Here is a 23,991-nt window from a genome sequence, read left to right as displayed (position 1 = left end):
ATGACTGCCGAAACCACTGAGCCGACTGGCCACGACGACGCACGCCACGCCGAGAAGATGGCGAAGAAGAAAGCCGCCCGCGACAAGATCATGGCCTCAAAGACCGATGAGAAGGGTCTTATCATCGTCCATACCGGGAAAGGCAAGGGCAAGTCCTCCTCGGCGTTCGGAATGATCTTCCGCCATATCGCGCATGGAAAGCCCTCCGCTGTCGTGCAGTTCATCAAGGGCGCGATGTGGACCGGCGAGCGCGACCTGATCGAGAAGCACTTCTCCGACATCTGCCAGTTCCATACCATGGGCGAGGGCTTCACCTGGGAGACCCAGGATCGCGCTCGCGACGTGGCTGCCGCCGGTGCCGCCTGGGAGAAGGCGAAGGAGCTGATCCGCGACGAGCGCAATTCGATGGTGCTGCTCGACGAGATCAATATCGCGTTGCGCTACGACTACCTCGATATCAACGAGGTGGTGGAGTTCCTGAAGAACGAGAAGCCGTATATGACTCATGTCGTCCTGACCGGGCGCAACGCCAAGGACGAGCTGATCGAGATCGCCGATCTCGTTACCGAGATGGAGCTGATCAAGCATCCGTTCCGCTCGGGCATCAAGGGGCAGCCGGGCGTGGAGTTCTGATTTTCTGGGCGGTGCTTTCGGCGGCCTTTGCAGCGTTGACTGCGATCTTCGCCAAGATCGGCGTCGCTGGCATCAGTTCCGATCTCGCCAGCCTGATCCGCACCGTGGTCATCGTTGTCATCATCAGCGCCATTGTCGCCGCAACCGGACAATGGCAGCCTTTCTCCAGCATTTCAGGCAAGACATGGCTGTTCCTCTGCCTTTCGGGGGCGGTGACCGGAGCCTCGTGGCTTGCCTATTTCCGCGCATTGAAGATTGGTGACGCCGCTCGCGTCGCCCCGATCGACAAGCTTTCGATTGTTCTCGTCGCGGTTTTCGTGTCGTCTTTCTCGGTGAGAAGCTCAACCTCATGAACTGGCTCGGCTGCGGGTCGCGTCCGTCTCGTTCCAGATTGCGATGTAGCGTTCGGCATCGATGGTTGCATTGGTCATCGATCATCTCCTGTTGGCGCCCGGTCTATCCAGGCATCGCGATCATGGAGAGGCGACGCGGCTCCCTCAATTACGTGGGAGGTAATCGAGGAAAATGTCAGATCTCCAGCCAGAGTCGGATCGGATTGGCGGGATCGGAGAGAAGCTTGATCGTGAAGGCGACGCAGACGAGGACGAGCAGCGGCTTGATCAAACGCGCGCCAGTCCGCATCGCAAGCCGCGAGCCGAGCTGCGCCCCCAGGAACTGGCAGACGCCCATCATTAGGCCGATTTTCCAAAGGATTGCACCGAAGGAAACGAAGATGATGAGGGCGCCTACATTCGAGCCGAGATTCAAGAGCTTGGTGTGCGCCGTTGCCTTCAGCATACCGAAACCGGCAAGAGACACGAAGGACAGCATGAAGAAGGAGCCGGTGCCGGGACCAAAGACACCGTCGTAAAATCCGATGGCCGGCACCAGCGTCAGGCCGAAGACGAAAGGCGTCATGCGGCGATGTTTGTCGACGTCGTTCAGATTTGGCTTCAACACAAAATATAGCGCGATCGCCACCAGAAGGACCGGCATGATCGCCCGCAGTACGTCACCAGGCACGATCGTCGCCAATGCGGCGCCGAGAGCGCCACCGAGGACCGCCATCAGCGCCATCGGTAGCTGCGTGCGCAGATGAACATGCCCCTTTCGGGCATAGGCGATCGTCGCGGAGGCTGCGCCGAATACCGACTGCACCTTGTTGGTGCCGAGTGTTGGGAGCGGTGGAATACCCGCGATCAGCATTGCCGGGACCGTGATCAGGCCTCCGCCGCCGGCTATGGAATCGACAAATCCAGCGAGGAAGCCGGCTGCGGCCAGCATGAAGAGCAGATTGGGGGCAAGATCGGACAAGGAGGGAAGCTCTGGAATGTGGTACGCGGCGCATGTTGCATTTCCCGCCCCATGCTGCAATGGCTTGAGGGACACAAGGGGCGGGTTTCATTGTCGCACATGACTGGAATTGGATTCGATAAAACGCGCCGGTACGTGATCGGCCTCGGCTGCGAGCGCGGGACGCCGGAGGGTGAGGTTCAGGAGCTTGCCATTGCGGCGTTGGCGGCGGCGGGCATCGACGCTGGCACGCTGGCGGCCGTCGCATCGATCGATACGCGGAGCAATGAATACGCGATCCTTGGAGTAGCGCGCCACCTTGGCGTACCGCTCTTGTTCTTCGCTGCCGCGCGGCTCGAGGAAGAGACGTCGCGGCTGAAAAATCCTTCGGCGATCGTCTTCGCTCGGGTGGGGTGTCACGGCGTCGCCGAATCGGCCGCGTTGGCCGCGATTGGAACGCATGCGGAGCTCGTTGTCCCGAAGATCAAGTCGCGACGCGCCACCGCAGCGATTGCGTGTGCCCTGTTGCAGAAAGATTAGCGGACGCTATGGTGGCCGCCGACTTCGCGGCGCCGTCCGGCTGCCCTGCGACAATAACGAAAAGAGGCACACTCATGCACAAGGTCATTTATGACACGGATCCGGGCGTCGATGATGCAATGGCGCTGCTTTTCCTGCACCGCCATCCCGAAATCGATCTGATTGGAATCACGACTGTCTTCGGCAACGCATCGGTGGAGACGACGACGCGCAACGCGCTGTTCCTGAAGCGCGAATGGGATATTTCTGCTCCCGTCGCCAAGGGGGCGAGCGTGACGATCGATCCGGAGCGTAGGGAGGGGGCGTGGCCGACCGTCGTGCATGGCGAGAACGGCCTCGGCAACATCGAGGTGCCCGAAACGGTCGGTCTGCCGCTCGATCCGCGTCCTGCGCACCGCTTCATCATCGATACCGTCCGCGCCAATCCGGGCGAGGTCCGGCTGGTTGCCGTCGGTCGCATGACCAACCTGGCGATGGCGCTCAAGGAGGATCCGGAGATTGCCGGTCTCGTCAAGGACGTCGTCATCATGGGTGGCAACTTCTATGTTCCGGGCAACGTGTCGCCGGTCGCGGAAGCCAACATCCATGGCGATCCGGAAGCGGCCGACATCGTCCTCACCGCGCCTTGTAAGGTTGCCGTCATTGGCCTCGACGTGACTGCGATCACGACGATGAGCCGCAGCTACCTCGCCGAGGTTGCGGCCAGGGGCGACAGCGCCGTAAAGCTGCTGAATGATCTTTCGCAGGACTATATCGATTTCTACAAGCACGCCGTCGAGGACGGCATGATGGTTCACGACAGCTGCGCTTGCGTCTACATCGTCGCACCCGAGCTGTTCTCGACCATCCGCGGCCCGGTGCGCGTGGTTTGCGGCGGGATTGCCGATGGACAGACGATCGTGAAACCGGACGGCCGCCGGTTCCCGCCAGGCAATTGGGATGGCCTGCCGAGCCAGATCGTCTGCACCGGCATCGACTCCGAAAAGGTGATCGATCTCATACGCGATACACTTCTGCGCGCGTGAGAACTTGTGCCCGGTCGCGCCGCGGCCGAGCGCGGATCTTTGTTGCGTCCGTGGGCCAGCAGAGGGGTTGGAGAGGGTGTGCCTTTCACTTCTTTCTCGTGGCCCGATCAGCGGCGTTGACCTTGCCACCGGCGGAGCATAGATCATGCCAATGATCGAAGCTGCGTTTTCACATCTGCCGGCTCTTGAGCCGGGCAGCGTCTGGCTTGTTGGCGCAGGTCCGGGCGAGCCCGGATTGCTGACGCTTCTTGCAGCCAAGGGTCTGGCAGAGGCGGACGTGGTGGTTCACGATGCGCTGGTGAACGCCGACTGCCTGAAGCTCGCACGGCCCGATGCCCTGCTGGAATATGCCGGAAAGCGTGGTGGTAAGCCGTCCGCCAAGCAGCGGGACATTTCGTTGCGGCTTGTCGAACTCGCTCGTGCCGGAAAGCGCGTCCTGCGTCTCAAGGGCGGCGATCCTTTTGTCTTCGGACGTGGCGGCGAGGAAGCGTTGACGCTGGTCGAGCACAATGTTCCGTTTCGCATCGTTCCGGGCATCACCGCCGGCATCGGCGGATTGGCCTATGCCGGCATTCCGGTCACGCACAGGGATGTCAACCATGCGGTGACATTCCTCACGGGGCATGACGCTTCGGGCATCGTGCCGAATGCCATCAATTGGGAAGCCATCGGCAAAGCCTCGCCTGTAATCGTCATGTATATGGCGATGAAACATATCGCGCAGATCAGCAGGAATCTCATCGCTGCTGGGCGGTCCCCGGAAGAACCGGTCGCCTTCGTCTGCAACGCATCGACGGGCGATCAGCAGGTGCTTGAAACGACACTTGGCGAGGCGCCTGCAGCTGTTGCGGCGTCGGGGCTCGAGCCGCCGGCGATCGTCGTGGTCGGGGAGGTGGTGCTGCTCAGGCAGTCGCTCGATTGGCTGGGTGCGCTCGCAGGACGCAGGTTGCGCCCTGACCCGTTCCGGGACTCGAACAGTAGGGAGACGGCATGAGCGGTTTGTTGATTGCAGCCCCTTCCTCCGGATCGGGCAAGACGACGGTTACGCTGGGACTTCTGCGCGCGCTTCGCAAGCGCGGTATAGCGATCGCCCCCGGAAAGGCAGGCCCCGACTATATCGACCCTGCCTTTCATTCGGCGGCAAGCGGCGTTGCCTGTCTCAACTTCGATCCTTGGGCGATGCGCCCGGAATTGATCTCCGCCAATGCGACCCTGCATCGCTCCGGTGACCGCATCCTCGTCATCGAGGCAATGATGGGGCTTTTCGACGGTGCGACAGACGGGAAGGGAACCGCAGCGGACCTTGCCGCCATGCTAGGTCTTTCCGTGGTGCTCGTCGTCGACGCCTCGCATATGTCGCAGTCGGTGGCGGCACTGGTGACAGGATTCGCGGGCTTCCGGGCCGATGTGCGCATCGCCGGCGTGATCCTCAACAAGGTTGGCGGCGAACGCCATGAGATGATGCTTCGCAAGGCGCTCGAAGCGATCCGCATGCCGATCGTCGCCGTCGTTCGCCGTGACAATGACATTGCTCTTCCCGAAAGGCATCTCGGTCTTGTCCAAGCCGGAGAGCATCAGACGCTCGAGAGTTTCATTGAACATGCGGCTGATGCCGTATCAAAAGAATGCAATTTCGAATTCCTGTTACGTATTGCTCGCCAGGGGCTCAACCGTCCGTCTCCCGCGAACATTGCCCGGTTGCCGCCGCTCGGCACCAGGATCGCCGTGGCCCGCGACATCGCCTTTGCTTTTTCCTACGAGCACATGCTTCTCGGTTGGCGTCGGCGCGGTGCGGAAATCACCTTTTTCTCACCGCTTGCCGATGAGGCCCCGGATCCGACGGCGGACTCGATCTATCTTCCGGGCGGCTATCCTGAACTGCATCCGGGGCGGATCGCCGCTGCGCGCAATTTCAGGGCAAAGCTTATCGATGCGGCAGGCAAGGGCGTGCGAATCTACGGTGAGTGCGGCGGATACATGGTTCTCGGCGAAGGGCTGGTCGACGGCACCGGCAAGCGTCACGAGATGCTCGGCCTGTTGCCTGTCGTCACGAGTTACGAGGAGCGCAAACGTCACCTTGGCTATCGGCGCGTGAAACCGCTGAGCGCTGCCTACTTCGAACAGTCCATGACGGCACACGAGTTTCATTATTCGGCCGTGGTTTCCGAGGGGGCGGCCGATCGCCTCTTTCAGGTGACGGACGCGTTGGGCAACGACCTCGGGCGAGCGGGCCTCCAGCGTGGGCAGATCGCCGGATCGTACATGCACCTGATCGACCTTGCCGAGGGGACAGGATGAACGCCCCGATCATTCACGGAGGCGGCATCACGGCTGCGGCCGCTATCTACGGCGGCGAGTTGGAGCATTGGCTTGATCTTTCGACGGGGATCAATCCGTGCCCGGTTCCGCTGCCCGATGTCCCGATACGCGCCTGGCACCGTCTGCCTGACAGAGACCTAATCGATCGAGCGCGCGCCGCGGCGCAGAGCTATTATCGCAGCGGCGACATCCTTCCACTTCCTGTTCCCGGCACGCAATCCGCCATTCAGTTATTGCCGCGGCTCTTTGAGGTTGCCGGGCGGGTCGCAATTCTGGCTCCGACTTACGGTGAGTATGAGCGCGCCTTCAAGATGGCAGGTCATTCTGTTGATCTGATCGCCGGCTTGGATGACGTCAGAGCGGATCACGCAATTGTCGTCATCGTCAATCCGAACAACCCCGATGGTCGTGCCTACGCTCCGGAAAGGCTCGTCGCATTCAGCAAAGAGATGAAGGCCAGGGGAGGTGTTGTCGTTGTGGATGAAGCCTTCGGGGATGCAGGCCCTCAACTGAGCCTGGCACCCTTTGCCTCACGGCTGCCGAATGTTCTCATTTTCCGTTCTTTTGGCAAGTTCTTTGGACTGGCAGGGTTGCGCCTGGGGTTTGCCGTGGCTGTGCAGCCGATCATGAAGCGCATCGAAGAGCTGCTTGGGCAATGGGCGGTGTCAGGTCCGGCGCTTTCGATCGCAACAGACCTTTTCGCATCGGATGTCGCCCCGATACAGCGTCGGCTATCGGAAAGGTCCGGCGCGCTGCACACAGTTCTCAGGCAAGGCAGTCTACGCATCGTCGGAGGGACTGATTTCTTTGCCCTTGTCGACCACGAGCAGGCGGCCGAATTGCACCGGCATTTCTGCCAGCATCATATTCTGGTCCGCAAATTCGATTATGAGCCACGCTGGTTGCGTTTCGGTCTCGCCGCCGACGCGGCTGGCGACCAGCGGCTTTCCGATGCACTGCAGAGTTACACATCATGACGCTTGATCATAACCTTCTCGTGCTGGTTCTGGCCCTTTTGCTGGACAGGATCGTCGGTGATCCCGATGCTCTCTGGATGCGGCTGCAGCATCCGGTCGTGCTGTTTGGAAACGCGATCTCCCGTGTCGACCAGATGTTCAATCGTGATGAGCTCCACAAGCGTGAACGCCGGCGCAACGGCGTCTGGTCGATCGCCGGTCTCTTGATCCTCAGTGCCGTCGCCGGCATTGTGCTGCATTGGTTCTTCTCGCTGTTCGGTCTGGCCGGGATCCTCTTCGAAGTCATTTGCGTTGCCGTCTTCATGGCGCAGAAGAGCCTTGCCGATCATGTGGAGGCCGTTGCCGCAGGACTGAAGACCGGAGGCATCAGTGGTGGCCGGCTGGCGGTTTCGCGAATCGTAGGGCGTGATCCGGAAACACTCGACGAGCCCGCCGTCTGCCGTGCCGCGATCGAGAGCCTGGCCGAGAATTTCTCAGATGGCGTGGTTGCGCCAGCCCTATGGTACGCCGTTTTCGGCTTGCCCGGCCTCTTCGCCTACAAGATGCTGAACACGGCGGATTCAATGATCGGCCACAAGTCCGACAGATATGCCGATTTCGGCTGGGCTGCGGCGCGACTGGATGACTTCGCCAACTGGCCGGCAGCGCGCTTTTCGATTCTGTTGATCGCTGCCGGAGCCTGGTTGCGTCGGGGGCGCACCGCCTTTCAGGAGGCGATGCGCGTTGCGGCCCGCGACGGCGGCCTGCATCGTTCGCCGAATTCCGGGCGGCCAGAGGCGGCGATGGCCGGGGCTCTGAATGTGCAACTCGCCGGGCCGCGCGTCTATTCCGGGGTTGTCGTCATGGAGCCGATGATCAACGGCGGCGGGCGCGATACGGCAACTGTGGTCGATATCGAAGATGGCGTCTCGGTCTTTTATGCCAGCTGCTCGATCCTCGCTGCCACTGCGCTAGTTCTTTTCCTGGTCCTGCTCTAGGCCCGAACGGGAAGCGTTTGGCTAGCGCGCCGTGGCAAACGCGTCGTCATGCTTTGCTGTTTAGGCAACACTGGTCCTGCAAATTGCGTGCCGAGACGGCGGAAAGCATTGGCTTTTTGAAATGGATTTGCCTATGAGGAGGGTCAAATCGTCATTTCAAGAGGTAAAGGCGTGACCGCTACATTCGATAAAGTTGCCGACATCATTGCAGAAACCAGCGAGATCGATCGTGATACGATCAAGCCGGAGAGCCATACGATTGACGACCTCGGTATCGACAGCCTCGACTTCCTCGATATCGTCTTTGCGATCGACAAGGAATTCGGCATCAAGATCCCGCTCGAGAAGTGGACGCAGGAAGTCAACGAAGGCAAGGTTTCCACGGAAGAATATTTCGTTTTGAAGAACCTCTGTGCCAAGATCGACGAGTTGCGCGCCGCCAAGGCCTGATTGACATCGTCATCTTTTTCTCCGCCCTGCCGCTGTTAACCATGGCGGCCGGGCGGTTTCGTTCCTAAGTAGGCCTAGCCTCAGGGCGAGGTGCCCTTGTGGCCGGAGGATTCGATGCTACTGGAATACTTCCAGATGATTGACCGCATCGAGGCGGTCGACCTTCATAACGGGACGCTCAAGGCACGCTCGATCGTGCCGGCGAAAAGCCCGGTCTTCGAAGGTCATTTTCCCGGTATGCCGCTGGTTCCCGGCGTGCTGCTGATCGAAACGATGGCGCAGGCATCCGGCATGCTCGTGCTGGCGGCAACTGATTTTGCTGCAATGCCGTTCCTGATGTCCGTCGACGGCGCCAAGATGCGTACCTTCGTCGAACCGGAGGCGGTGCTGGATATCGAGGCATTTCTCGAGCACGACGGCTCTGGATTTGCGGTAACCAAGGCGAAGATCACAAGCGGCGGCAAGAAGGTTTGCGACGCGCAGCTGAAGCTGCGGACCTTGCCTTTCAGCGAGGTTCCGCTCGGGGATATCGTCAAGAAGCGGGCCGGCGAAGTTGGCCTGATGGATGCGATCGCTGCGCAGGGAGTGAATGGATGAGCAAGGCTCACAATGATGTCGTGATCACGGGCGTCGGCATTGTAACGTGTCAGGGCGTCGGCAAGGAGCCGCATATCGCGCTGCTCAATGCCGAAGGTGCGCCGCAGACAGTGGTCGAGCTTGAGAAGTTCAAGCCGTATCCGGTTCATCCGCTTCCGGAGATCGACTGGTCGCAGCAGATCGCCAAGCGAGGCGATCAGCGGCAGATGGAAAACTGGCAGCGCATCGGTGTTTTCGCAGCCGGCCTTGCCCTCGACGACGCCGGCTTCAAGGACGATGCGGAAGCCTGCGGCTCCATGGATATGATCGTCGCGGCTGGCGGCGGCGAGCGCGACATCAACGTCGATACGCTGATCGTCGACGAGGGCCTGAAGCGCAACGACCGTGAGGTTCTCCTGAACGAGAAGCTGACGACGGAGCTCCGTCCGACGCTCTTTCTGGCGCAGCTGTCCAACCTGCTCGCCGGCAACATTTCCATCGTCCACAAGGTAACGGGCTCTTCGCGAACCTTCATGGGTGAGGAATCTGCTGGCATTTCTGCGGTTGAAACGGCCTTCTATCGCATCAAGTCGGGTGAATCGACGCATGCCCTGGTTGGCGGAGCCTTCTCGGCGGAGCGTCTGGACATGGTGCTCTTGTTCGAAGCGATCAACGTCCACAGCCGCAACGAATGGCAGCCGCTCTGGTCGCGCGATCAGGGCGGTGTCATTTCCGGTTCCCTCGGCGCATTCCTCGTTCTGGAGTCGCGCGCCCATGCTGAGGCACGCGGCGCGCATATCTACGCGTCGATGTCCTCCATCGAAGGCGATCGCGGCAATCGCAATCCCGGCAGTCTCGAGAAGCGCCTCGAGCGATTGCTGGAAGCCGCAGTCGACGTTTCGCCGGAAAGCACGGCGATCTTCTCCGGCTCGACAGGCATTCCCGACTTGGCGGGGCGCGAAAAGGCCGTTCTCGAACGTCATCTGCCAGGCGCGGCTATCCGCGGTTTCGGCGGTGTGACCGGCCATGGACTTGAGGCGCATTTCACGCTCGGTCTGGCGCTGGCGGCATTGGCGGTCGACAGTAAGGCAAAGGTCCCGGTCTTCGACCCGACCCACGAAAAGCCGATGGGCGCCGCGACCAAGGCAGCCATCGTTACGACAGTCGGTCACCAGCGCGGCGAAGGCGTCGCGGTTCTTTCCGCGGAAGCGTGAGGAGTGTGCAAATGAAAGATTCGGCTTACAAGGATCACCTCGGCCGCCCGATCGTCGCAGTGACGGGTGTCGGTATCATTACCTCGCTGGGGCAGGGCCTGAAGGACAACTGGTCGGCACTGACGGCCGGTACCTCAGGCATTCATGCGATCAATCGCTTTCCGACCGAGGGACTTTCGACCCGCATCGCTGGCACCGTCGATTTCATCGACATTCCGGTCGCAAACGCCGTCGAACGCTCCTATGCGTTCGCCCGGGAAACCACGATCGAAGCGCTCGCCGATGCTGGCATCAGCGGTGATTTTGATGGACCGCTGTTCCTGGCTGCGCCGCCGATCGAACCGGAATGGAGTGCGCGTTTCGAACTCGCAGACCGTTCGCCGCCGGCCGACCACGCCGGAGACGCCTATGACCGGTTCCTCGCTGCCATGCGCCAGCGGCCGGATGCTGCTTTCCACGAGGCATCGCTGTTTGGTGCAATATCCGAACGCCTTGCTGATCGCTTCGGCACGCGCGGCCTGCCGGTGACGCTATCGACCGCCTGTGCATCGGGCGCGACCGCGATCCAGCTCGGCATCGAAGCAATCCGCCAGGGCCGCACGTCGCGGGCGCTTGCTGTGGCGACCGACGGCTCGGTAAGCGCAGAGGCACTCATCCGCTTCTCGCTGCTTTCGGCTCTCTCCACACAGAACGATCCGCCGACCAAGGCCTCCAAGCCGTTCAGCAAGGATCGCGACGGCTTCGTTATCGCCGAAGGTGCCGCTACCCTGGTGCTGGAGTCGCTCGAGGCGGCTGTTGCGCGGGGCGCGAAAGTTCTCGGCATCATGAAGGGCGCTGGCGAAAAGGCTGACTCCTTCCATCGTACCCGTTCATCTCCGGATGGCGGACCGGCGATCGCGACGATCCGCGCCGCGTTGGCCGATGCCGGCATGGGAGAGGGCGATATTGGCTACATCAACGCCCACGGCACCTCGACGCCTGAGAACGACAAGATGGAATATGCCTCCATGCTGGCCGTGTTCGGCGAGCGGATGGCATCCATTCCATTGTCGTCGAACAAATCGATGATCGGCCACACGCTGACGGCCGCCGGCGCGGTGGAAGCGGTGTTCTCGCTGCAGACGATGCTGACCGGCACGCTGCCACCGACGATCAACTACACCAACCCCGATCCCTCGATCGTTATCGACGTGGTGCCGAACAAGAAGCGGGAGAGCCAGGTCAGTGCCGTGCTTTCCAATTCCTTCGGCTTCGGCGGGCAGAACGCCAGCCTTGTCATGGCGCTCGAACCGGCTTAAGCGGTTCCCGACAAAACATCGAGATAGAACGCCCTCGCGGCGAAGGACTTTGCCATGCGCGCTTTGCAACTGATTGACGATCGCAAGCTTGAGATCACCGACCTGCCGGAACCCGAGGCTCCGGGCGCAGGCGAGGTTACGCTGCGTGTCAAGGCGGTCGCTCTCAATCACATCGACGTCTGGGGCTGGCGCGGCATGGCTTTTGCAAAGCGCAAGATGCCGCTCGTCATCGGCGCCGAGGCTTCGGGCGTTGTCGAATCGATCGGACCGGGCGTTGCCAACGTGCTGCCTGGTCAGCTGGTCTCGATCTACGGTGCGCGCACCTGCGGCCTCTGCCGTCCATGCCGTGAAGGGCGCGATAATCTCTGCGAACATGTGTCCGGCGTTCACGGTTTCCATCTCGATGGCTTCGCGCAGGAGAAGGTAAACCTGCCGGCGCGCCTGCTCGTTCCGACCCCTCCCGGCGTCGACGCGATTGGCGCCGCACTTGCTCCCGTAACCTTTGGAACGGTCGAGCACATGCTGTTTGACAATGCGAAGCTTGAGCCCGGCGAGACCATCCTAGTTCATGCGGGCGGTTCCGGCATCGGCACGGCGGCGATCCAGCTGGCCAAAAAGATCGGCTGCACCGTCATCACGACTGTCGGCTCCGACGACAAGATCGAGAAGGCCAAGGCGCTCGGCGCCGATCACGTTATCAACTATCGCACCGACCGCTTTGAGGGTGTTGTCCGCAAGCTCACCAAGAAGAAGGGCGTCGATGTCGTTTTCGAGCACGTCGGCAAGGACACATGGGCAGGTTCGATGCTCTGCATGAAGCGCGGCGGTCGCCTCGTCACCTGTGGTTCGACATCGGGTGTCTCGACAGAGATGAACCTTATGATGCTCTTCCAGCAACAGCTGAAGCTGCTTGGCTCCTTTGGTTGCCGCATGGAGAACATGGCTGATGCTATGCAGAAGATGGGGCGCGGACTGGTCCATCCTGTCATCGACACTGAAGTCGGATTCGACGATATCGATCGCGCATTGGAGCGAATGGAATCGCGCCAGATCTTCGGCAAGATCATCCTCAAGATGGATTGAGCCCTTGAAGCTCTTCATCACTCGGATCGTCCTTGCGATCAACCACTTTCGCCAGTGGTTGATCGCGCAGATGATGTTTGGTTTCCTGAACTTCCTAAAGCTGTTTCCAGCTGACGGTGCGGTCAATTTTGCGGATCGGCTGATGCGAAAGCTCGGCCCGCGCGTAAGGCGCCACCGGCTGATGCTCACCAACCTTCGCAATGCGTTTCCTGAGAAAAGCGAGGCGGAGATCGAGGAAATTGCGTTGGCGAGCTGGGGGAATATGGGACGTCTCGCCGCTGAGTATGTGTTTCTCGACCGCCTATTCGATTTCGATTATGAACGCGAGGAGCCGGGCCGGGTCGAGGTTTCCGGCATACCGATTTTTATCGATCTGCTCGAAAATCCGCGCCCATTTATCGTTTTCACAGCGCACACGGGCAATTTCGAGCTGCTGCCAGTGGCTGGCGCGGCGTTTGGTCTCCATGTGTCTGTGCTATTCCGCCCGCCGAACAACCCCTATGTCGCGCAGAGAGTCTTCGATTTTCGCAGCGCGCGCATGGGCAGGCTGGTGCCGTCTCATGCCGGCTCGTCGTTTGCCTTGGCGCGGCAGCTGGAAGCCGGGCAGGGCGTTGGTGTCCTGGTCGACCAGAAGTTCCGCAAGGGCCTGAAGACGAAGTTCTTCGGGCTCGATGTCAAAACCAACCCATTGCTCGGAAAGCTTGTCCGTCAATTCAATTGCGAGGTCTATCCGGCACGCTGCATCCGGCTTCCGGGCAATCGCTATCGCCTGGAAATCGAGCCGAAGCTTGAGATGCCTCGAGATGCCAACGGTAATCTCGATATGGTCGCGACGGCGCAACTCCTGAACGACAAGGTGGAAAGCTGGGTGCGGGAGTATCCCGAACAGTGGCTCTGGTATCACGACCGCTGGAAGATAAAACACGACGTGCTGAAGTAAACGCTACCCGATCCTTACATCTTATCATTGAAAAACAGGGGCGTGCGTTCATTGAATATGAACGTGCGTCATGTTACCGATTGCCATCAAGGCGAGTGGCTAGGCGCCGGCGGTTTCAACTTCCGTAACGCAAAGCTCAGCCGATCTCTCGGTCGCATTCTCTTAGGGAATGCATTGGAGGCGTCTTGCTAGGGCTTTTTCGGGCGTTCTCATTGTGTTGTGCGCAGATCGATGCTGCAATTGCTGCAGGCGATGATGCGCGTGTGAACATGCTCGATTGCTCAATCGAGCCTCTTGTCGACGCAATCCTCGGATACCCAGCCGTAAATATTCTCGAAGTTCATACGCAGCTCGAGTTCGTCGGCTGCCTTATCGACCAGTATGCCGAGGACAGCGAGTCGGTCCGCGGCTATGTCGCACTGCTTTCCGAGCTCATGGAAAAGTATTTCGGCGGCGCAGCGCCCCGCTGGCGGATGCCGCCCGTCGAGCGGCGGCCTGTGGCTGCCCCCCTTGCGTTTACGCCGAACGTTGACAATGGCAACTTCTTGAACGCTGCAATCCTTGATGCCATGCCGGACCGTGTCGCGGTGCTGACAAGGGATTATCGCTATCTCTATTCCAACACCGTCAACTCGACCTATCTCCGCAGGAAGCCGATCGATATGATCGGTCGCCACCTGATCGAGTTTATTGGTGAGAAGCGCTTTCACGAGGGCGCGAAGGCAAGGCTCGACGCTTGTTTTGCCGGGCGCGGGAGCGACTACGCTTACGAGCGCGGCGACGGCGACGCCGTAAAGACGGTTCGCTGCCGCATGTCGCCATTGCGGGATTCTTCAGGAAGTGTGATCGGGGCCCTGATCATCCTGCAGCATACAGGAGCGAAGGCGTCGACCGTTATCGTTTGATCAGTTCTTCGTCCAAACGGCAAGCTCATATCCATCCGGATCACTGAAGTGAAACCGGCGTCCGCCAGGGAACCCGGTGATTGGCTTTACTATGGATCCACCGGCACGTTCCACGCTTGAAAGGGCGGCTTCAAGATCGTCTGCGTAGAGGATGACGAGAGGTCCGCCGGTGCGCGGCGTGCCCAGCGTCGTAAAGCCGCCCTTGAGCCTCCCGTCATCGAATTCGCAGTATTGTGGGCCGTAGTCGGTAAAGGACCAGCCGAAAGCCTTGCCGTAGAATGCCTTAGAGGCTTCTATATTGCCGACGTTGAATTCGACGTAGTCAATGCGTCGGTTGTCCACTGCTGCAGCCACGATCGCCTCCTATGCTTCCATCAATACCTTCAATGCCGCCAGATCTTTCGCGATATGGGCGGCATCTGCTTCGAACTGTTCGTCCGTCATGCCCGGGATGCGCAACAGCGTGAACATGATCTCGCAACCATCGCCGTTCGGTACGATCCGCAGCGCGTTGTAGACCCGCAGCCCGCTCTCGATCGTCACTGTATGGTCGATGACGCCGAACTCGTTGTGCGGGACGAAACTGACCTTCACCGTGCCGAGCGCGCCGGTGGCAATCCAGTCATCGCCGCTCCGCTCCAGCCCTGAGGCAAGTCCGGACGCCCAGAGCGGCATGTTTTCAGGTGCGGCGGCAAAAGCATAGACGTCGCGCCAATTCCGGTCGATGGAGCGGTGGATGATCCTTGCGGGCATCGTAGACATGGCGATTCCTGTGTTGCTCGAAATGGAGATAGCAGAACAGTCGGCTTCGTATTGAAGAAAACGGACGCTCAGCCGGCTATCTGCTGCTGAAGCTGCATGGGCGTCAGCGTGGAAATTTCGCGTGCATCGCGGGTCATATGCGCCTGATCGGAGTAGCCGGCCGCCACTGCCAGCGCTGCGAGCGGGAGGGCCTTCTTGCTGCGGCAAAGGCTGAGCATGCCCTGAAACCGGCGAATTCGGGCGAGCGTCTTCGGTCCGTAGCCGAAATGGGTGTAGCAACGGCGGCGAAGCTGGCGCACGCCGATGGAGAGGTCGTCGAGCATCAGATCGGTGACGTTCCTGCACGGCGAAATGTCACTTGCCCGCGCAAATACCGAGGCCATGTCCCTTGCCGGCGCCGCACGTTTGGCGACCTCTTTCTCAAGTGCTGTTTCTAACTGCGACAGCCGTTCGTCCGAATGGGCGCAGGCACCTAGCAATTCATTCAATCTCAGCGCCGCCGCTCCCCAGAAATCGTCCAGAGGAATAGATTGGCCGACGATGTCGCAGAGCTGCACTTTGAGCCATTCAGCCGCCGCACCCGGGGCAAAGCGCGCGCCCACTATCTTCTCGCCGCTGGCGAGGGACGGGAAGGCACCGCTACGGTCCGGCCCGGCGACCAGAAGCCTGCCACCCATCCAGACGATGTCGCAGTAACCGTCCGGAACGATCGCAATTCTGCGATTGGGGCCATCATGGATATCGTGCGACCACAGGCAGCAAAAATGCGCCTCAAGCACAGGTGAGGGCGCGTGCTCCCTGTAAAGGCCCGCGCGTGCGGCCAGAAAGGCGGCCTCCTGTCGTGCTGTACGGCCCATCAATCTTCTTCCCCCTGCGTCTAAGAGAGAATATGGCTTAGTTTGTAATGCGGGCAATACGAGGCCGATTCGAAGCCGAATCGAACTTGCCGTTTGAGCCAGAGAGTGCCACAACACCGGTCCAAAATGACTCATCGGAGGTGTATCGTGGAAAAGGCAGAAATCGGGCTCATCGGCCTTGCCGTCATGGGTTCCAACCTGGCACTCAACATTGCGGAAAAAGGCAACAAGATTGCCGTCTTCAACCGCACTCCTGAGAAAACGGATGAATTCTACGAGAGCGCCGGCGATCTGAAAAAGCAGATCGTTCCCTGCAAGACAATCGAAGAGTTCGTCGAAGCGATCCGCCCGCCGCGTCCGATCATCATCATGATCAAGGCCGGCGAGGCCGTCGATCAGCAGATGGAACTGTTGCGCCCGTATCTGTCCAAGGGCGACATCATGATCGATGCCGGCAACGCCAACTTCCGCGACACAATCGCCCGCTTCGACCGCCTGAAGAACACCGACCTGACCTTCATCGGCATGGGTGTCTCGGGCGGCGAGGAAGGGGCACGTCATGGTCCTTCGATCATGGTCGGCGGCACCGAGGACTCCTGGAAGCGCGTCGAGAAGGTGCTGACCTCGATTGCCGCCAAGTACAACGACGACCCTTGCGTTGCCTGGCTCGGCAATGACGGTGCCGGCCACTTCGTCAAGACGATCCACAACGGCATCGAATATGCCGACATGCAGATGATTGCCGAAATCTACGGCATCCTGCGCGACGGTCTTAGCAAGAACTCGCAGGAGATCAGCAAGATTTTCGGCGAGTGGAACAAGGGCCGCCTGAACTCCTATCTGATCGAGATCTCCGAAAAGGTCTTGGCGGCGACCGATCCGGTTTCCGGCGGTTCCATGGTTGACATGATCCTCGACAAGGCTGGCCAGAAGGGCACCGGCAAGTGGTCGGCGATCGAAGCCCAGAACATGGGTATCCCGGCAACCGCGATCGAAGCCGCCGTTGCCGCCCGCAGCCTGTCGTCGATGAAGACTGAGCGCGAGGCGGCCGAAAAGATCTTCGGCAAGCCGGAATACAAGTTCCCGATCGCTTACGGTCCGGAACTCAACAAGGATCTGGAACTGGCGCTGTTTGCGGCCAAGATCGGCGCCTATGCACAGGGCTTCGCCGTCATGGCGGAAGCCTCGCGCGAGTTCAACTGGTCGCTGCCGATGCCTGTCATCGCCAAGATCTGGCGTGCCGGCTGCATCATCCGCTCGCAGTTCCTCGACGAAATCACCTCTGCCTTCACCAAGGCTCCGGATGCGGCCAACCTGATCGTAACGCCGGCTTTCTCCGAGATGGTCAAGGAATCTTTGCCGGCGCTGCGCCGCGTGGTTGGTGCAGCCCTGCAGGCCGGTCTGCCGGTTCCGGCGCTCACCTCGGCTCTGACCTACTTCGATGCCTATCGCCAGGGCCGCGGCACCGCCAACCTGATCCAGGCGCAGCGCGACTTCTTCGGCGCGCATGGCTTCGATCGCCTCGACGGCAAGGACTTCCACCACGGCCCGTGGGGCAGTGGTGCTTCAACGTTCTAAAACGGCTTGATGAAGCCAGCCGGGTACGCCCGGCTGGTCTCGGACCTGAAAAGTGTCGCTTCAGAAGCGAATATCCGCCATCGGGCGAACCAGGATGCGGGCACTGCCGGCATCGAAATCGTCGAGCGTTTCATTGTGATGCGCGACGATATCGGCGAAGTTCAGCGTATCAGAATCGGCCGTCGTATGGCCGTCGCCAACCAGCGTGACATCATATCCCAGCGACACTGCACGCCTGACCGTTGTGTCGACACAGAATTGCGTCATACAGCCGCCGACGATCAGATGGGTCACGTTGCGTTCCGCCAATCGGTCGGCAAGATCCGTTTCGAAAAACGAGTCCGAGCTCTTCTTGTGAACAACGGTATCGCCTTCGGCAGGAGACAGTTCCGGCCGGATCGCCCAGCCGTCAGTGCCAACCGCCAGGCGGTGACCGGGATCGCCGTCGTGCTGGACGAGCACGACCGGTGCCCCCTGGCGATGGGCCTCGGCACGAAGCGACTGGAGCCGTGAAACCGTTTCATTCAGCGCCGCATCGATGATGGGTTGACGCTCGGGGCTGCATTTTCCCGCGAGAATGGCGTTTTGAACGTCGATGATCAGCAGTGCCGTAGTCATATCCAGTGCGTCTCCGCTGTGACTGCTTGTACCTCTGCCGCCATCGGATAGAGGTGGCGCGGTGATGGCGATGGTCTACTTGACTTTCCGCGACCAAACGGGCTGGCTGATGCTTTGCAGCAACTCCGGTTCGATGCCGTCGATGCGGGCGATAACCGCCTTCGCCATCTCCCGCCCGGCGTGGCGGACGTCCTCATAGGCGGTGATGATCTCGGGACGGATCCAGTTGAGGATCGGCGCCGATTCCTTGGAGACCATGTCGACATCCCGGCCAAGCCGCTTGCCAGCGGCCTCTATACCGGCGTTGACGGCGATGGCGGCACTTCCGGCGGAGCAAACGATTCCATCCGGCGCATTCGGCGCGCGCATCATCACCTCGACGGCATTGCGGATTTCCTCCAGCGGGTTGTCGATCGTGACGCGCAACGGCACTTCCTCGGCGCCGTAGTCATGCAGTCCCGCCTGAAATCCGATGCGCATGTGCGTGTAGTATGTGAGCTTGCTTGGAGGCTGGAGAAGGGCAATGCGCTTGCGGCCTTTGCCGACCAGCTTCTCGACGGCCTGATGGGCGAACGCCTCGTTGTCGAAGTCGTGAAAGGGGTGGGTAAGGCCGGCATCGGTGCGCCCGTGCGTCGCAAAGGGCATGTTGTGTTCGGCGAGCAGCCGGACCCGCGCATCGTCGGGCTCAATGCGGGAGATGATGACGCCGTCCGCCGATCCCGTTTCCAGGATGTAGCGCACCGGCAGCATCGGATCCTTGCTGTGGGAATGCGGCGTGACGACGATATGATAGGGCGTGCCCGTCAGCACTTCCGAGATGCCGAACACCATTTGGCTGCTGAAGCCCATGATTTCTTCATCGATGCTGAGGACCAGCGCAATGACGTTGGTCTTGCCGGTTCGTAGGCGCACGCCGGCCCTGTTCGGCTGATAGCCGAGCTGGCGGGCGACCATGCGAACCCGTTCCTTGGTTTCCGCGCCGATGTCAGGGGCATCCTTGAGGGCGCGCGACACCGTCGTCACGCCGAGCCCGGTCATGAAGGCAATCGTTTTCAGTGTCGGCCGCTCTCGAGTTGCCTCGGAGGCCACTCCTGCAAAATTCGCTTTGTTTTCCATCCCTCTAGGCCGTCCTGCGCGTTTTGGTCCCGCTTATAGAGTCTTTTCGAAGCGCTGTAAGCATAAAGAACGCAATCGCCGCTCCTCCCGTAAGGAGCAAAATCTGTAACGATACAGTAGAAATGTCGAGGGCTTTTTATCACGGCGTTGCGGCCACTACTCGTGATGGTTGCATATGTCGATTTTGCTCGGATTTTTTGCGGTTGCGAACAGAAATCTTGGTTTCGCAGGCCTAGTATGGCAATAAAACATATCTATATCAATATGATAGTATTGGTGTGCAAGTGCTCAATCTGTTGGCTAGAATGGCGTCACCGTGTTGAAAATACAAGCATCTCAACAGTCATTGGTAGCAAATGCCCCTCGAAAAGAAAATTTTGGAGGCGAGCTGTTGCACCCAAATATCGATTGAACTAAGTTTTTCCGGCAACGTTTCAGTGAGGGAGGAGAACTCATGAATTTTCGTTTGATGGCGGCTGCACTTGCCGCTTCCGTAGTGCTGCCGCTCGGTGCGGCCAGCGCGACCGATCTTGAAGTCACCCATTGGTGGACATCGGGCGGCGAAGCTGCTGCCGTGGCGGAGCTCGCAAAGGCATTCGATGCGACCGGCAACAAGTGGGTCGACGGTGCAATCGCCGGCTCCGGCGGTACTGCGCGTCCGATCATGATCAGCCGCATCACCGGCGGTGACCCGATGGGTGCGACGCAGTTCAACCATGGCCGCCAGGCGGAGGAACTGGTCCAGGCTGGTCTGATGCGCGACCTGACCGACGTCGCCACCGCCGAGCACTGGAAGGACATTATTCGTCCGTCGAGCCTGCTCGATTCCTGCACGATCGACGGCAAGATCTATTGCGCTCCAGTCAACATTCACTCCTGGCAGTGGCTGTGGCTTTCGAATGCAGCCTTCAAGAAGGCCGGCGTCGAAGTGCCGAAGAACTGGGACGAATTCGTCGCTGCTGCTCCGGCGCTTGAGAAGGCCGGCATCGTTCCGCTCGCCGTTGGCGGTCAGCCGTGGCAGGCTGCCGGCGCGTTCGACGTGCTGATGGTTGCCATCGCCGGCAAGGAGACGTTCTACAAGGTGTTCAAGGAGAAGGACGCGGAAGCTGCCGCTGGTCCGGAGATCGCCAAGGTCTTCAAGGCTGCCGACGACGCTCGCAAGATGTCGAAGGGCAGCAACGTCCAGGACTGGAACCAGGCAACCAACCTCGTCATCACAGGCAAGGCCGGTGGCCAGATCATGGGTGACTGGGCACAGGGCGAGTTCCAGCTGGCCGGCCAGAAAGCCGGTACCGACTACACCTGCCTTCCGGGCCTCGGCGTGAATGAAATCATCTCCACCGGTGGTGATGCCTTCTACTTCCCGCTGCTTAAGGATGAAGCCAAGTCGAAGGCGCAGGATGTCCTCGCCAAGACGCTTCTCGATCCCAAGACGCAGGTTGCCTTCAACCTGAAGAAGGGCTCGCTGCCGGTTCGCGGTGACGTTGACCTTGCAGCCGCCAACGACTGCATGAAGAAAGGTCTCGACATCCTGGCCAAGGGCAATGTGATCGAAGGCACGGACCAGCTTCTGTCGGCGGACAGCCAGAAGCAGAAGGAAGACCTCTTCTCCGAGTTCTTCGCAAATCCGTCGATGACGCCGGAAGCTGCTCAGAAGCGCTTCGCTGAAATCATCGCTTCTGCCGACTGATCGTTGCATTCCGATGCTGTTGCGATCCGGCTCCGTCTGACGGAGCCGGATTTGCCCGGAACTCCCATCGTGATCCGGGTGGCGGCAGCGCTCGCGACTGACACGCGCTGACGCGCGATCGTCCGGTCTCGGTACGGGAGTGAGAAGAGGAGGCGACCGGCAGACGGTTCGCCGCTCTGGATCACAGAGGAATTGCGATTCAGGAGGAATTACAATGACGGGTCAAGCGAAAGCAGGCCGGCCAAGTCAGCTACTGCGCAATCTGAATTCGAAGATTGCATCCATCCCCATGATCCTTACCGCCCTTGTTATCTTTCTCGGCGGCACGGTCTGGACGGTGTTCTATTCATTCACCAACTCGAAGCTCCTTCCGCGGTTGAGCTTCGTCGGTTTCGATCAATACAAGCGCCTTTGGGCTGCTCCGCGCTGGATCGTCTCCATCGAGAACCTCGCTGTCTACGGCGTTCTCTCGCTTATCTTCAGCCTGGTGATCGGTTTCGTGCTGGCGGCGCTGATGGATCAGAAGATCCGGTTCGAGAATACGTTCCGGACGATCTTTCTCTATCCGTTCGCCCTGTCCTTCATCGTGACGGGCCTTGTGTGGCAGTGGGTGCTCAACCCCGAATTCGGTGTCCAGTCGGTGGTGCGCTCGCTCGGCTGGACGAGCTTCACCTTTGACCCGCTCTATACGCCAAGTATCGTCATCTACGGCATCCTGATTGCCGCCCTCTGGCAAGGCACGGGTCTTGTCATGTGCCTGATGCTCGCCGGCCTGCGCGGTATTGATGAAGACATCTGGAAGGCTGCGCGCGTCGACGGCATCCCGATGTGGAAGACCTATCTCTTCATCGTCATTCCGATGATGCGGCCTGTCTTCATCACGACGCTCGTCATCATCGCCAGCGGCATCGTCAAGGTCTATGACCTCGTGGTGGCGCAGACCAGCGGCGGTCCCGGCATCGCGTCGGAGGTGCCCGCGAAATACGTCTACGACTACATGTTCCAGGCTCAGAATCTGGGGCAGGGCTTTGCTGCCTCGACCATGATGCTGATCACCGTTGCGATCATCATCATTCCCTGGGCCTATCTGGAATTCGGAGGGCGTAAACGTGCCTGATGCTATTGCTCTCAAGACTGCCGATGGTCGCATCTCCGACAGGTCCGTCTCCGGCCCTAGCGGCCCGAAGCCGAAGCGGGTGATCTCTCCGCGCAACATCATGCTCTACGGCACGCTTTTCGTCGCCGCGGCCTATTACCTGCTTCCGCTCTACGTGATGATCGTCACGTCGCTGAAGGGCATGCCGGAAATCCGGCTTGGCAACATCTTCGCACCGCCGCTCGAAATCACCTTCGAGCCCTGGGTAAAGGCGTGGGCGACCGCCTGCACGGGTCTCAACTGCGATGGCCTCTCGCGCGGCTTCTGGAATTCGGTGCGCATCACGGTTCCTTCGGTGATCGTCTCGATCGCCATTGCCTCTGTCAACGGCTACGCGCTCGCCAACTGGCGATTCAAGGGATCAGAACTCTTCTTCTCGATCCTCGTCGTCGGTGCATTCATTCCCTATCAGGTCATGATCTATCCGATCGTCATCGTGCTGCGCGAGATCGGCATCTACGGAACGCTGACGGGCCTGATTGTCGTGCACAGCATCTTCGGCATGCCGATCCTGACGCTGCTGTTCCGCAACTACTTCGCGTCGCTGCCGCAGGAACTTTTCAAGGCTGCGCGTATCGACGGGGCAGGCTTCTGGCAGATCTTCTTCAAGATCATGCTGCCCATGTCGCTGCCGATCTTCGTCGTCGCCATGATCCTGCAGGTCACCGGTATCTGGAACGACTTCCTGTTCGGTGTCGTCTTCACAAGGCCTGACACCTATCCGATGACCGTGCAGCTCAACAACATCGTCAATTCTGTCCAAGGCGTGAAGGAATACAACGTCAATATGGCCGCAACGATCCTCACGGGTCTGGTGCCGCTCGTTGTCTATTTCGTGTCGGGACGACTTTTCGTCCGTGGCATCGCCGCCGGCGCAGTGAAAGGCTGATCCATGAATTCGAGCGTTTCCATCAGAGATCTTTCGTTGAATTTCGGCGCGGTCAGCGTGCTCAAGGACCTCAATCTCGAAATCAACAACGGCGAATTCCTCGTGCTGCTTGGCTCTTCAGGCTGCGGCAAGTCCACTTTGCTGAACTGCATCGCCGGTCTGCTCGATGCGTCGGACGGTCAGATCTTCATTAAGGGCAAGAATGTCACCTGGGAGGAGCCCAAGGACCGCGGCATCGGTATGGTGTTCCAGTCCTACGCGCTCTATCCGCAGATGAGCGTCGAGAAAAACCTGTCCTTCGGTCTTCAGGTTGCCAAGGTGCCGCAGCAGGAAATCGACAAGCGCGTTGCGCGTGCCGCCGAGATCCTGCAGATCCAGCCGCTCCTGAAGCGCAAGCCGGCCGAGCTTTCGGGCGGCCAACGCCAGCGCGTCGCGATCGGCCGCGCCCTGGTGCGCGATGTGGACGTGTTCCTGTTCGACGAACCGCTGTCGAACCTCGACGCCAAGCTGCGCTCGGAACTGCGTGTCGAAATCAAGCGTCTGCACCAGTCGCTGAACAATACGATGATCTACGTCACGCACGACCAGATCGAAGCGCTGACCTTGGCCGACCGCATCGCGATCATGAAGAGCGGCATCATCCAGCAACTCGCCGATCCGACGACGATCTACAACAAGCCACGCAATCTCTTCGTTGCCGGCTTCATTGGATCGCCGTCGATGAATTTCCTGCACGGCGAGATCGCCAAGCAGGGCGACCAGACGTTCTTCACTGCCAACGGCGTGAATTTCTCTGTCGCAGACTATGAAACGCCCGAAGTGCTGCAGGCCGGGCGCAAGGTCATCCTCGGCGTTCGTCCGGAACATGTGAAGGTCAACGAGAATCTCGGTGCTGAGGTTCACGATGCAACCGTCGACATTGAGGAACCGATGGGCGCCGATAACCTGCTCTGGCTGAAGCATGCCGGCCACACGATGTCGGTGCGCATCAATGGCGCACGCCGCTTCAGCCCGGGCTCGGCTGTCAAGCTCGGCTTCGACATGTCGCTGGCGTCGATCTTCGATGCCGAGACCGAGCTTCGCCTTTAGAAACCG

Annotated in this window: 25 protein-coding genes and 1 pseudogene; 20 read left to right on the top strand and 6 right to left on the bottom strand. The window is 60.1% G+C overall.

Annotated features, from left to right (window positions below):
- Both cobO and PMI09_RS02065 read left to right on the top strand, forming a co-directional pair.
- Nucleotides 1-633: a cob(I)yrinic acid a,c-diamide adenosyltransferase gene (gene cobO, locus PMI09_RS02070; protein WP_007788375.1), complete on the top strand. Its 633-nt coding sequence runs from the start codon at nt 1-3 to the stop codon at nt 631-633.
- Nucleotides 630-997 (top strand): annotated as a pseudogene (locus PMI09_RS02065) (EamA family transporter); the annotation flags it as partial. The gene cobO and the pseudogene PMI09_RS02065, both read left to right, overlap by 4 nt.
- A 164-nt stretch (nt 998-1,161) precedes the next feature.
- On the opposite strand, the gene PMI09_RS02060 reads toward PMI09_RS02065, so the two are convergent.
- Nucleotides 1,162-1,917, bottom strand: coding sequence for a TSUP family transporter (locus tag PMI09_RS02060; RefSeq protein WP_443216161.1), 756 nt, complete (start codon nt 1,915-1,917; stop codon nt 1,162-1,164).
- Nucleotides 1,918-2,046: 129 nt separating this feature from the next.
- Between PMI09_RS02060 and PMI09_RS02055 the strand changes: the two genes are divergently transcribed.
- From PMI09_RS02055 to PMI09_RS01995, 13 genes are all read left to right on the top strand, one after another.
- Nucleotides 2,047-2,466, top strand: a complete 420-nt coding sequence (locus PMI09_RS02055; protein ID WP_037081635.1) for a cobalamin biosynthesis protein — start codon at nt 2,047-2,049, stop codon at nt 2,464-2,466.
- Between the two features lie 74 nt (nt 2,467-2,540).
- Nucleotides 2,541-3,491, top strand: coding sequence for a nucleoside hydrolase (locus tag PMI09_RS02050; protein ID WP_007788368.1), 951 nt, complete (start codon nt 2,541-2,543; stop codon nt 3,489-3,491).
- A 151-nt stretch (nt 3,492-3,642) separates the two neighbouring features.
- Entirely contained in the window at nt 3,643-4,485 is an 843-nt protein-coding gene (cobA, locus tag PMI09_RS02045; RefSeq protein ID WP_183721659.1) for a uroporphyrinogen-III C-methyltransferase, read from the top strand.
- Nucleotides 4,482-5,789: a cobyrinate a,c-diamide synthase gene (locus tag PMI09_RS02040; protein WP_007788364.1), complete on the top strand. Its 1,308-nt coding sequence runs from the start codon at nt 4,482-4,484 to the stop codon at nt 5,787-5,789. The genes cobA and PMI09_RS02040 overlap by 4 nt, the downstream gene beginning before the upstream one ends.
- Entirely contained in the window at nt 5,786-6,787 is a 1,002-nt protein-coding gene (cobD, locus tag PMI09_RS02035; RefSeq protein ID WP_007788362.1) for a threonine-phosphate decarboxylase CobD, read from the top strand. The genes PMI09_RS02040 and cobD overlap by 4 nt, the downstream gene beginning before the upstream one ends.
- Nucleotides 6,784-7,764 carry an adenosylcobinamide-phosphate synthase CbiB gene (cbiB, locus tag PMI09_RS02030; protein ID WP_007788360.1) on the top strand — a complete coding sequence of 327 codons (981 nt, stop codon included), beginning with the start codon at nt 6,784-6,786 and terminating at the stop codon, nt 7,762-7,764. Before cobD ends, cbiB begins: the two co-directional genes overlap by 4 nt.
- Before the next feature lie 171 nt (nt 7,765-7,935).
- On the top strand, nt 7,936-8,214 hold the full coding sequence (locus PMI09_RS02025; RefSeq protein WP_007533215.1) for an acyl carrier protein: 279 nt from the start codon (nt 7,936-7,938) through the stop codon (nt 8,212-8,214).
- Between the two features lie 114 nt (nt 8,215-8,328).
- Nucleotides 8,329-8,811 carry a 3-hydroxyacyl-ACP dehydratase FabZ family protein gene (locus tag PMI09_RS02020; RefSeq protein WP_007788358.1) on the top strand — a complete coding sequence of 161 codons (483 nt, stop codon included), beginning with the start codon at nt 8,329-8,331 and terminating at the stop codon, nt 8,809-8,811.
- A complete protein-coding gene (locus PMI09_RS02015) occupies nt 8,808-10,004 on the top strand; it encodes a beta-ketoacyl-ACP synthase (protein ID WP_007788357.1) in 1,197 nt (398 codons plus the stop codon). Before PMI09_RS02020 ends, PMI09_RS02015 begins: the two co-directional genes overlap by 4 nt.
- A gap of 11 nt (nt 10,005-10,015) precedes the next feature.
- Entirely contained in the window at nt 10,016-11,302 is a 1,287-nt protein-coding gene (locus PMI09_RS02010; RefSeq protein ID WP_007788356.1) for a beta-ketoacyl-ACP synthase, read from the top strand.
- Nucleotides 11,303-11,356: 54 nt separating this feature from the next.
- Entirely contained in the window at nt 11,357-12,385 is a 1,029-nt protein-coding gene (locus PMI09_RS02005; RefSeq protein ID WP_007788355.1) for a zinc-binding dehydrogenase, read from the top strand.
- 4 nt (nt 12,386-12,389) lie between these two features.
- Nucleotides 12,390-13,325, top strand: coding sequence for a lipid A biosynthesis lauroyl acyltransferase (locus tag PMI09_RS02000; RefSeq protein WP_007788354.1), 936 nt, complete (start codon nt 12,390-12,392; stop codon nt 13,323-13,325).
- Nucleotides 13,326-13,510: 185 nt separating this feature from the next.
- Nucleotides 13,511-14,230 carry a PAS domain-containing protein gene (locus PMI09_RS01995; RefSeq protein ID WP_007788353.1) on the top strand — a complete coding sequence of 240 codons (720 nt, stop codon included), beginning with the start codon at nt 13,511-13,513 and terminating at the stop codon, nt 14,228-14,230.
- Here PMI09_RS01995 and PMI09_RS01990 read toward each other — a convergent pair whose 3' ends face one another.
- The 3 genes from PMI09_RS01990 to PMI09_RS01980 all read right to left on the bottom strand — a co-directional run bounded on the left by PMI09_RS01990 (nt 14,231) and on the right by PMI09_RS01980 (nt 15,849).
- Nucleotides 14,231-14,584, bottom strand: a complete 354-nt coding sequence (locus PMI09_RS01990) for a VOC family protein (protein ID WP_007788350.1) — start codon at nt 14,582-14,584, stop codon at nt 14,231-14,233.
- Nucleotides 14,585-14,593: 9 nt separating this feature from the next.
- Complete coding sequence (locus PMI09_RS01985; RefSeq protein ID WP_007788348.1) at nt 14,594-14,992, bottom strand: hypothetical protein; 399 nt, start codon at nt 14,990-14,992, stop codon at nt 14,594-14,596.
- Nucleotides 14,993-15,060: 68 nt separating this feature from the next.
- Nucleotides 15,061-15,849: a helix-turn-helix domain-containing protein gene (locus PMI09_RS01980; RefSeq protein WP_007788346.1), complete on the bottom strand. Its 789-nt coding sequence runs from the start codon at nt 15,847-15,849 to the stop codon at nt 15,061-15,063.
- A 126-nt stretch (nt 15,850-15,975) separates the two neighbouring features.
- On the opposite strand from PMI09_RS01980, the gene gndA reads away from it, so the two are divergent.
- Entirely contained in the window at nt 15,976-17,427 is a 1,452-nt protein-coding gene (gene gndA, locus PMI09_RS01975) for an NADP-dependent phosphogluconate dehydrogenase (protein ID WP_193385375.1), read from the top strand.
- A gap of 60 nt (nt 17,428-17,487) precedes the next feature.
- Here gndA and PMI09_RS01970 read toward each other — a convergent pair whose 3' ends face one another.
- Both PMI09_RS01970 and PMI09_RS01965 read right to left on the bottom strand, forming a co-directional pair.
- Nucleotides 17,488-18,045 (bottom strand): cysteine hydrolase family protein, encoded by a 558-nt coding sequence (locus tag PMI09_RS01970; protein ID WP_007788341.1) that lies wholly within the window; start codon nt 18,043-18,045, stop codon nt 17,488-17,490.
- Nucleotides 18,046-18,120: 75 nt separating this feature from the next.
- Nucleotides 18,121-19,161 carry a LacI family transcriptional regulator gene (locus PMI09_RS01965; protein WP_007788339.1) on the bottom strand — a complete coding sequence of 347 codons (1,041 nt, stop codon included), beginning with the start codon at nt 19,159-19,161 and terminating at the stop codon, nt 18,121-18,123.
- 454 nt (nt 19,162-19,615) lie between these two features.
- Here PMI09_RS01965 and PMI09_RS01960 point away from each other — a divergent pair, with 454 nt between their 5' ends.
- From PMI09_RS01960 to PMI09_RS01945, 4 genes are all read left to right on the top strand, one after another.
- Nucleotides 19,616-20,851 (top strand): ABC transporter substrate-binding protein, encoded by a 1,236-nt coding sequence (locus PMI09_RS01960; protein WP_007788337.1) that lies wholly within the window; start codon nt 19,616-19,618, stop codon nt 20,849-20,851.
- Nucleotides 20,852-21,065: 214 nt separating this feature from the next.
- Nucleotides 21,066-21,968 (top strand): carbohydrate ABC transporter permease, encoded by a 903-nt coding sequence (locus PMI09_RS01955; RefSeq protein WP_007788335.1) that lies wholly within the window; start codon nt 21,066-21,068, stop codon nt 21,966-21,968.
- Nucleotides 21,961-22,896 carry a carbohydrate ABC transporter permease gene (locus tag PMI09_RS01950; RefSeq protein ID WP_007788334.1) on the top strand — a complete coding sequence of 312 codons (936 nt, stop codon included), beginning with the start codon at nt 21,961-21,963 and terminating at the stop codon, nt 22,894-22,896. The genes PMI09_RS01955 and PMI09_RS01950 overlap by 8 nt, the downstream gene beginning before the upstream one ends.
- Before the next feature lie 3 nt (nt 22,897-22,899).
- Entirely contained in the window at nt 22,900-23,985 is a 1,086-nt protein-coding gene (locus tag PMI09_RS01945) for an ABC transporter ATP-binding protein (protein ID WP_007788333.1), read from the top strand.
- Nucleotides 23,986-23,991 lie beyond the last annotated feature (6 nt).

It is taken from the genome of Rhizobium sp. CF122, from assembly GCF_000282035.1.
Classification (GTDB): domain Bacteria; phylum Pseudomonadota; class Alphaproteobacteria; order Rhizobiales; family Rhizobiaceae; genus Rhizobium.
This window is presented reverse-complemented; position numbering and strand designations above follow the sequence as displayed.

Excerpts from the sequence above, each read along its gene's own strand:
- gndA (WP_193385375.1), top strand. The coding sequence starts at position 15,976 with ATGACTCATCGGAGGTGTATCGTGGAAAAGGCAGAAATCGGGCTCATC.
- PMI09_RS02050 (WP_007788368.1), top strand. The coding sequence starts at position 2,541 with ATGCACAAGGTCATTTATGACACGGATCCGGGCGTCGATGATGCAATG.
- PMI09_RS01955 (WP_007788335.1), top strand. The coding sequence starts at position 21,066 with ATGACGGGTCAAGCGAAAGCAGGCCGGCCAAGTCAGCTACTGCGCAAT.
- PMI09_RS01945 (WP_007788333.1), top strand. The coding sequence starts at position 22,900 with ATGAATTCGAGCGTTTCCATCAGAGATCTTTCGTTGAATTTCGGCGCG.
- PMI09_RS02040 (WP_007788364.1), top strand. The coding sequence starts at position 4,482 with ATGAGCGGTTTGTTGATTGCAGCCCCTTCCTCCGGATCGGGCAAGACG.
- PMI09_RS01985 (WP_007788348.1), bottom strand. The coding sequence starts at position 14,992 with ATGTCTACGATGCCCGCAAGGATCATCCACCGCTCCATCGACCGGAAT.
- PMI09_RS02055 (WP_037081635.1), top strand. The coding sequence starts at position 2,047 with ATGACTGGAATTGGATTCGATAAAACGCGCCGGTACGTGATCGGCCTC.
- PMI09_RS02010 (WP_007788356.1), top strand. The coding sequence starts at position 10,016 with ATGAAAGATTCGGCTTACAAGGATCACCTCGGCCGCCCGATCGTCGCA.
- cbiB (WP_007788360.1), top strand. The coding sequence starts at position 6,784 with ATGACGCTTGATCATAACCTTCTCGTGCTGGTTCTGGCCCTTTTGCTG.
- PMI09_RS02020 (WP_007788358.1), top strand. The coding sequence starts at position 8,329 with ATGCTACTGGAATACTTCCAGATGATTGACCGCATCGAGGCGGTCGAC.
- PMI09_RS02005 (WP_007788355.1), top strand. The coding sequence starts at position 11,357 with ATGCGCGCTTTGCAACTGATTGACGATCGCAAGCTTGAGATCACCGAC.
- PMI09_RS02015 (WP_007788357.1), top strand. The coding sequence starts at position 8,808 with ATGAGCAAGGCTCACAATGATGTCGTGATCACGGGCGTCGGCATTGTA.
- cobD (WP_007788362.1), top strand. The coding sequence starts at position 5,786 with ATGAACGCCCCGATCATTCACGGAGGCGGCATCACGGCTGCGGCCGCT.
- cobA (WP_183721659.1), top strand. The coding sequence starts at position 3,643 with ATGATCGAAGCTGCGTTTTCACATCTGCCGGCTCTTGAGCCGGGCAGC.
- PMI09_RS01980 (WP_007788346.1), bottom strand. The coding sequence starts at position 15,849 with ATGGGCCGTACAGCACGACAGGAGGCCGCCTTTCTGGCCGCACGCGCG.
- PMI09_RS01960 (WP_007788337.1), top strand. The coding sequence starts at position 19,616 with ATGAATTTTCGTTTGATGGCGGCTGCACTTGCCGCTTCCGTAGTGCTG.
- PMI09_RS02060 (WP_443216161.1), bottom strand. The coding sequence starts at position 1,917 with ATGCTGGCCGCAGCCGGCTTCCTCGCTGGATTTGTCGATTCCATAGCC.
- cobO (WP_007788375.1), top strand. The coding sequence starts at position 1 with ATGACTGCCGAAACCACTGAGCCGACTGGCCACGACGACGCACGCCAC.
- PMI09_RS01965 (WP_007788339.1), bottom strand. The coding sequence starts at position 19,161 with ATGGAAAACAAAGCGAATTTTGCAGGAGTGGCCTCCGAGGCAACTCGA.
- PMI09_RS01970 (WP_007788341.1), bottom strand. The coding sequence starts at position 18,045 with ATGACTACGGCACTGCTGATCATCGACGTTCAAAACGCCATTCTCGCG.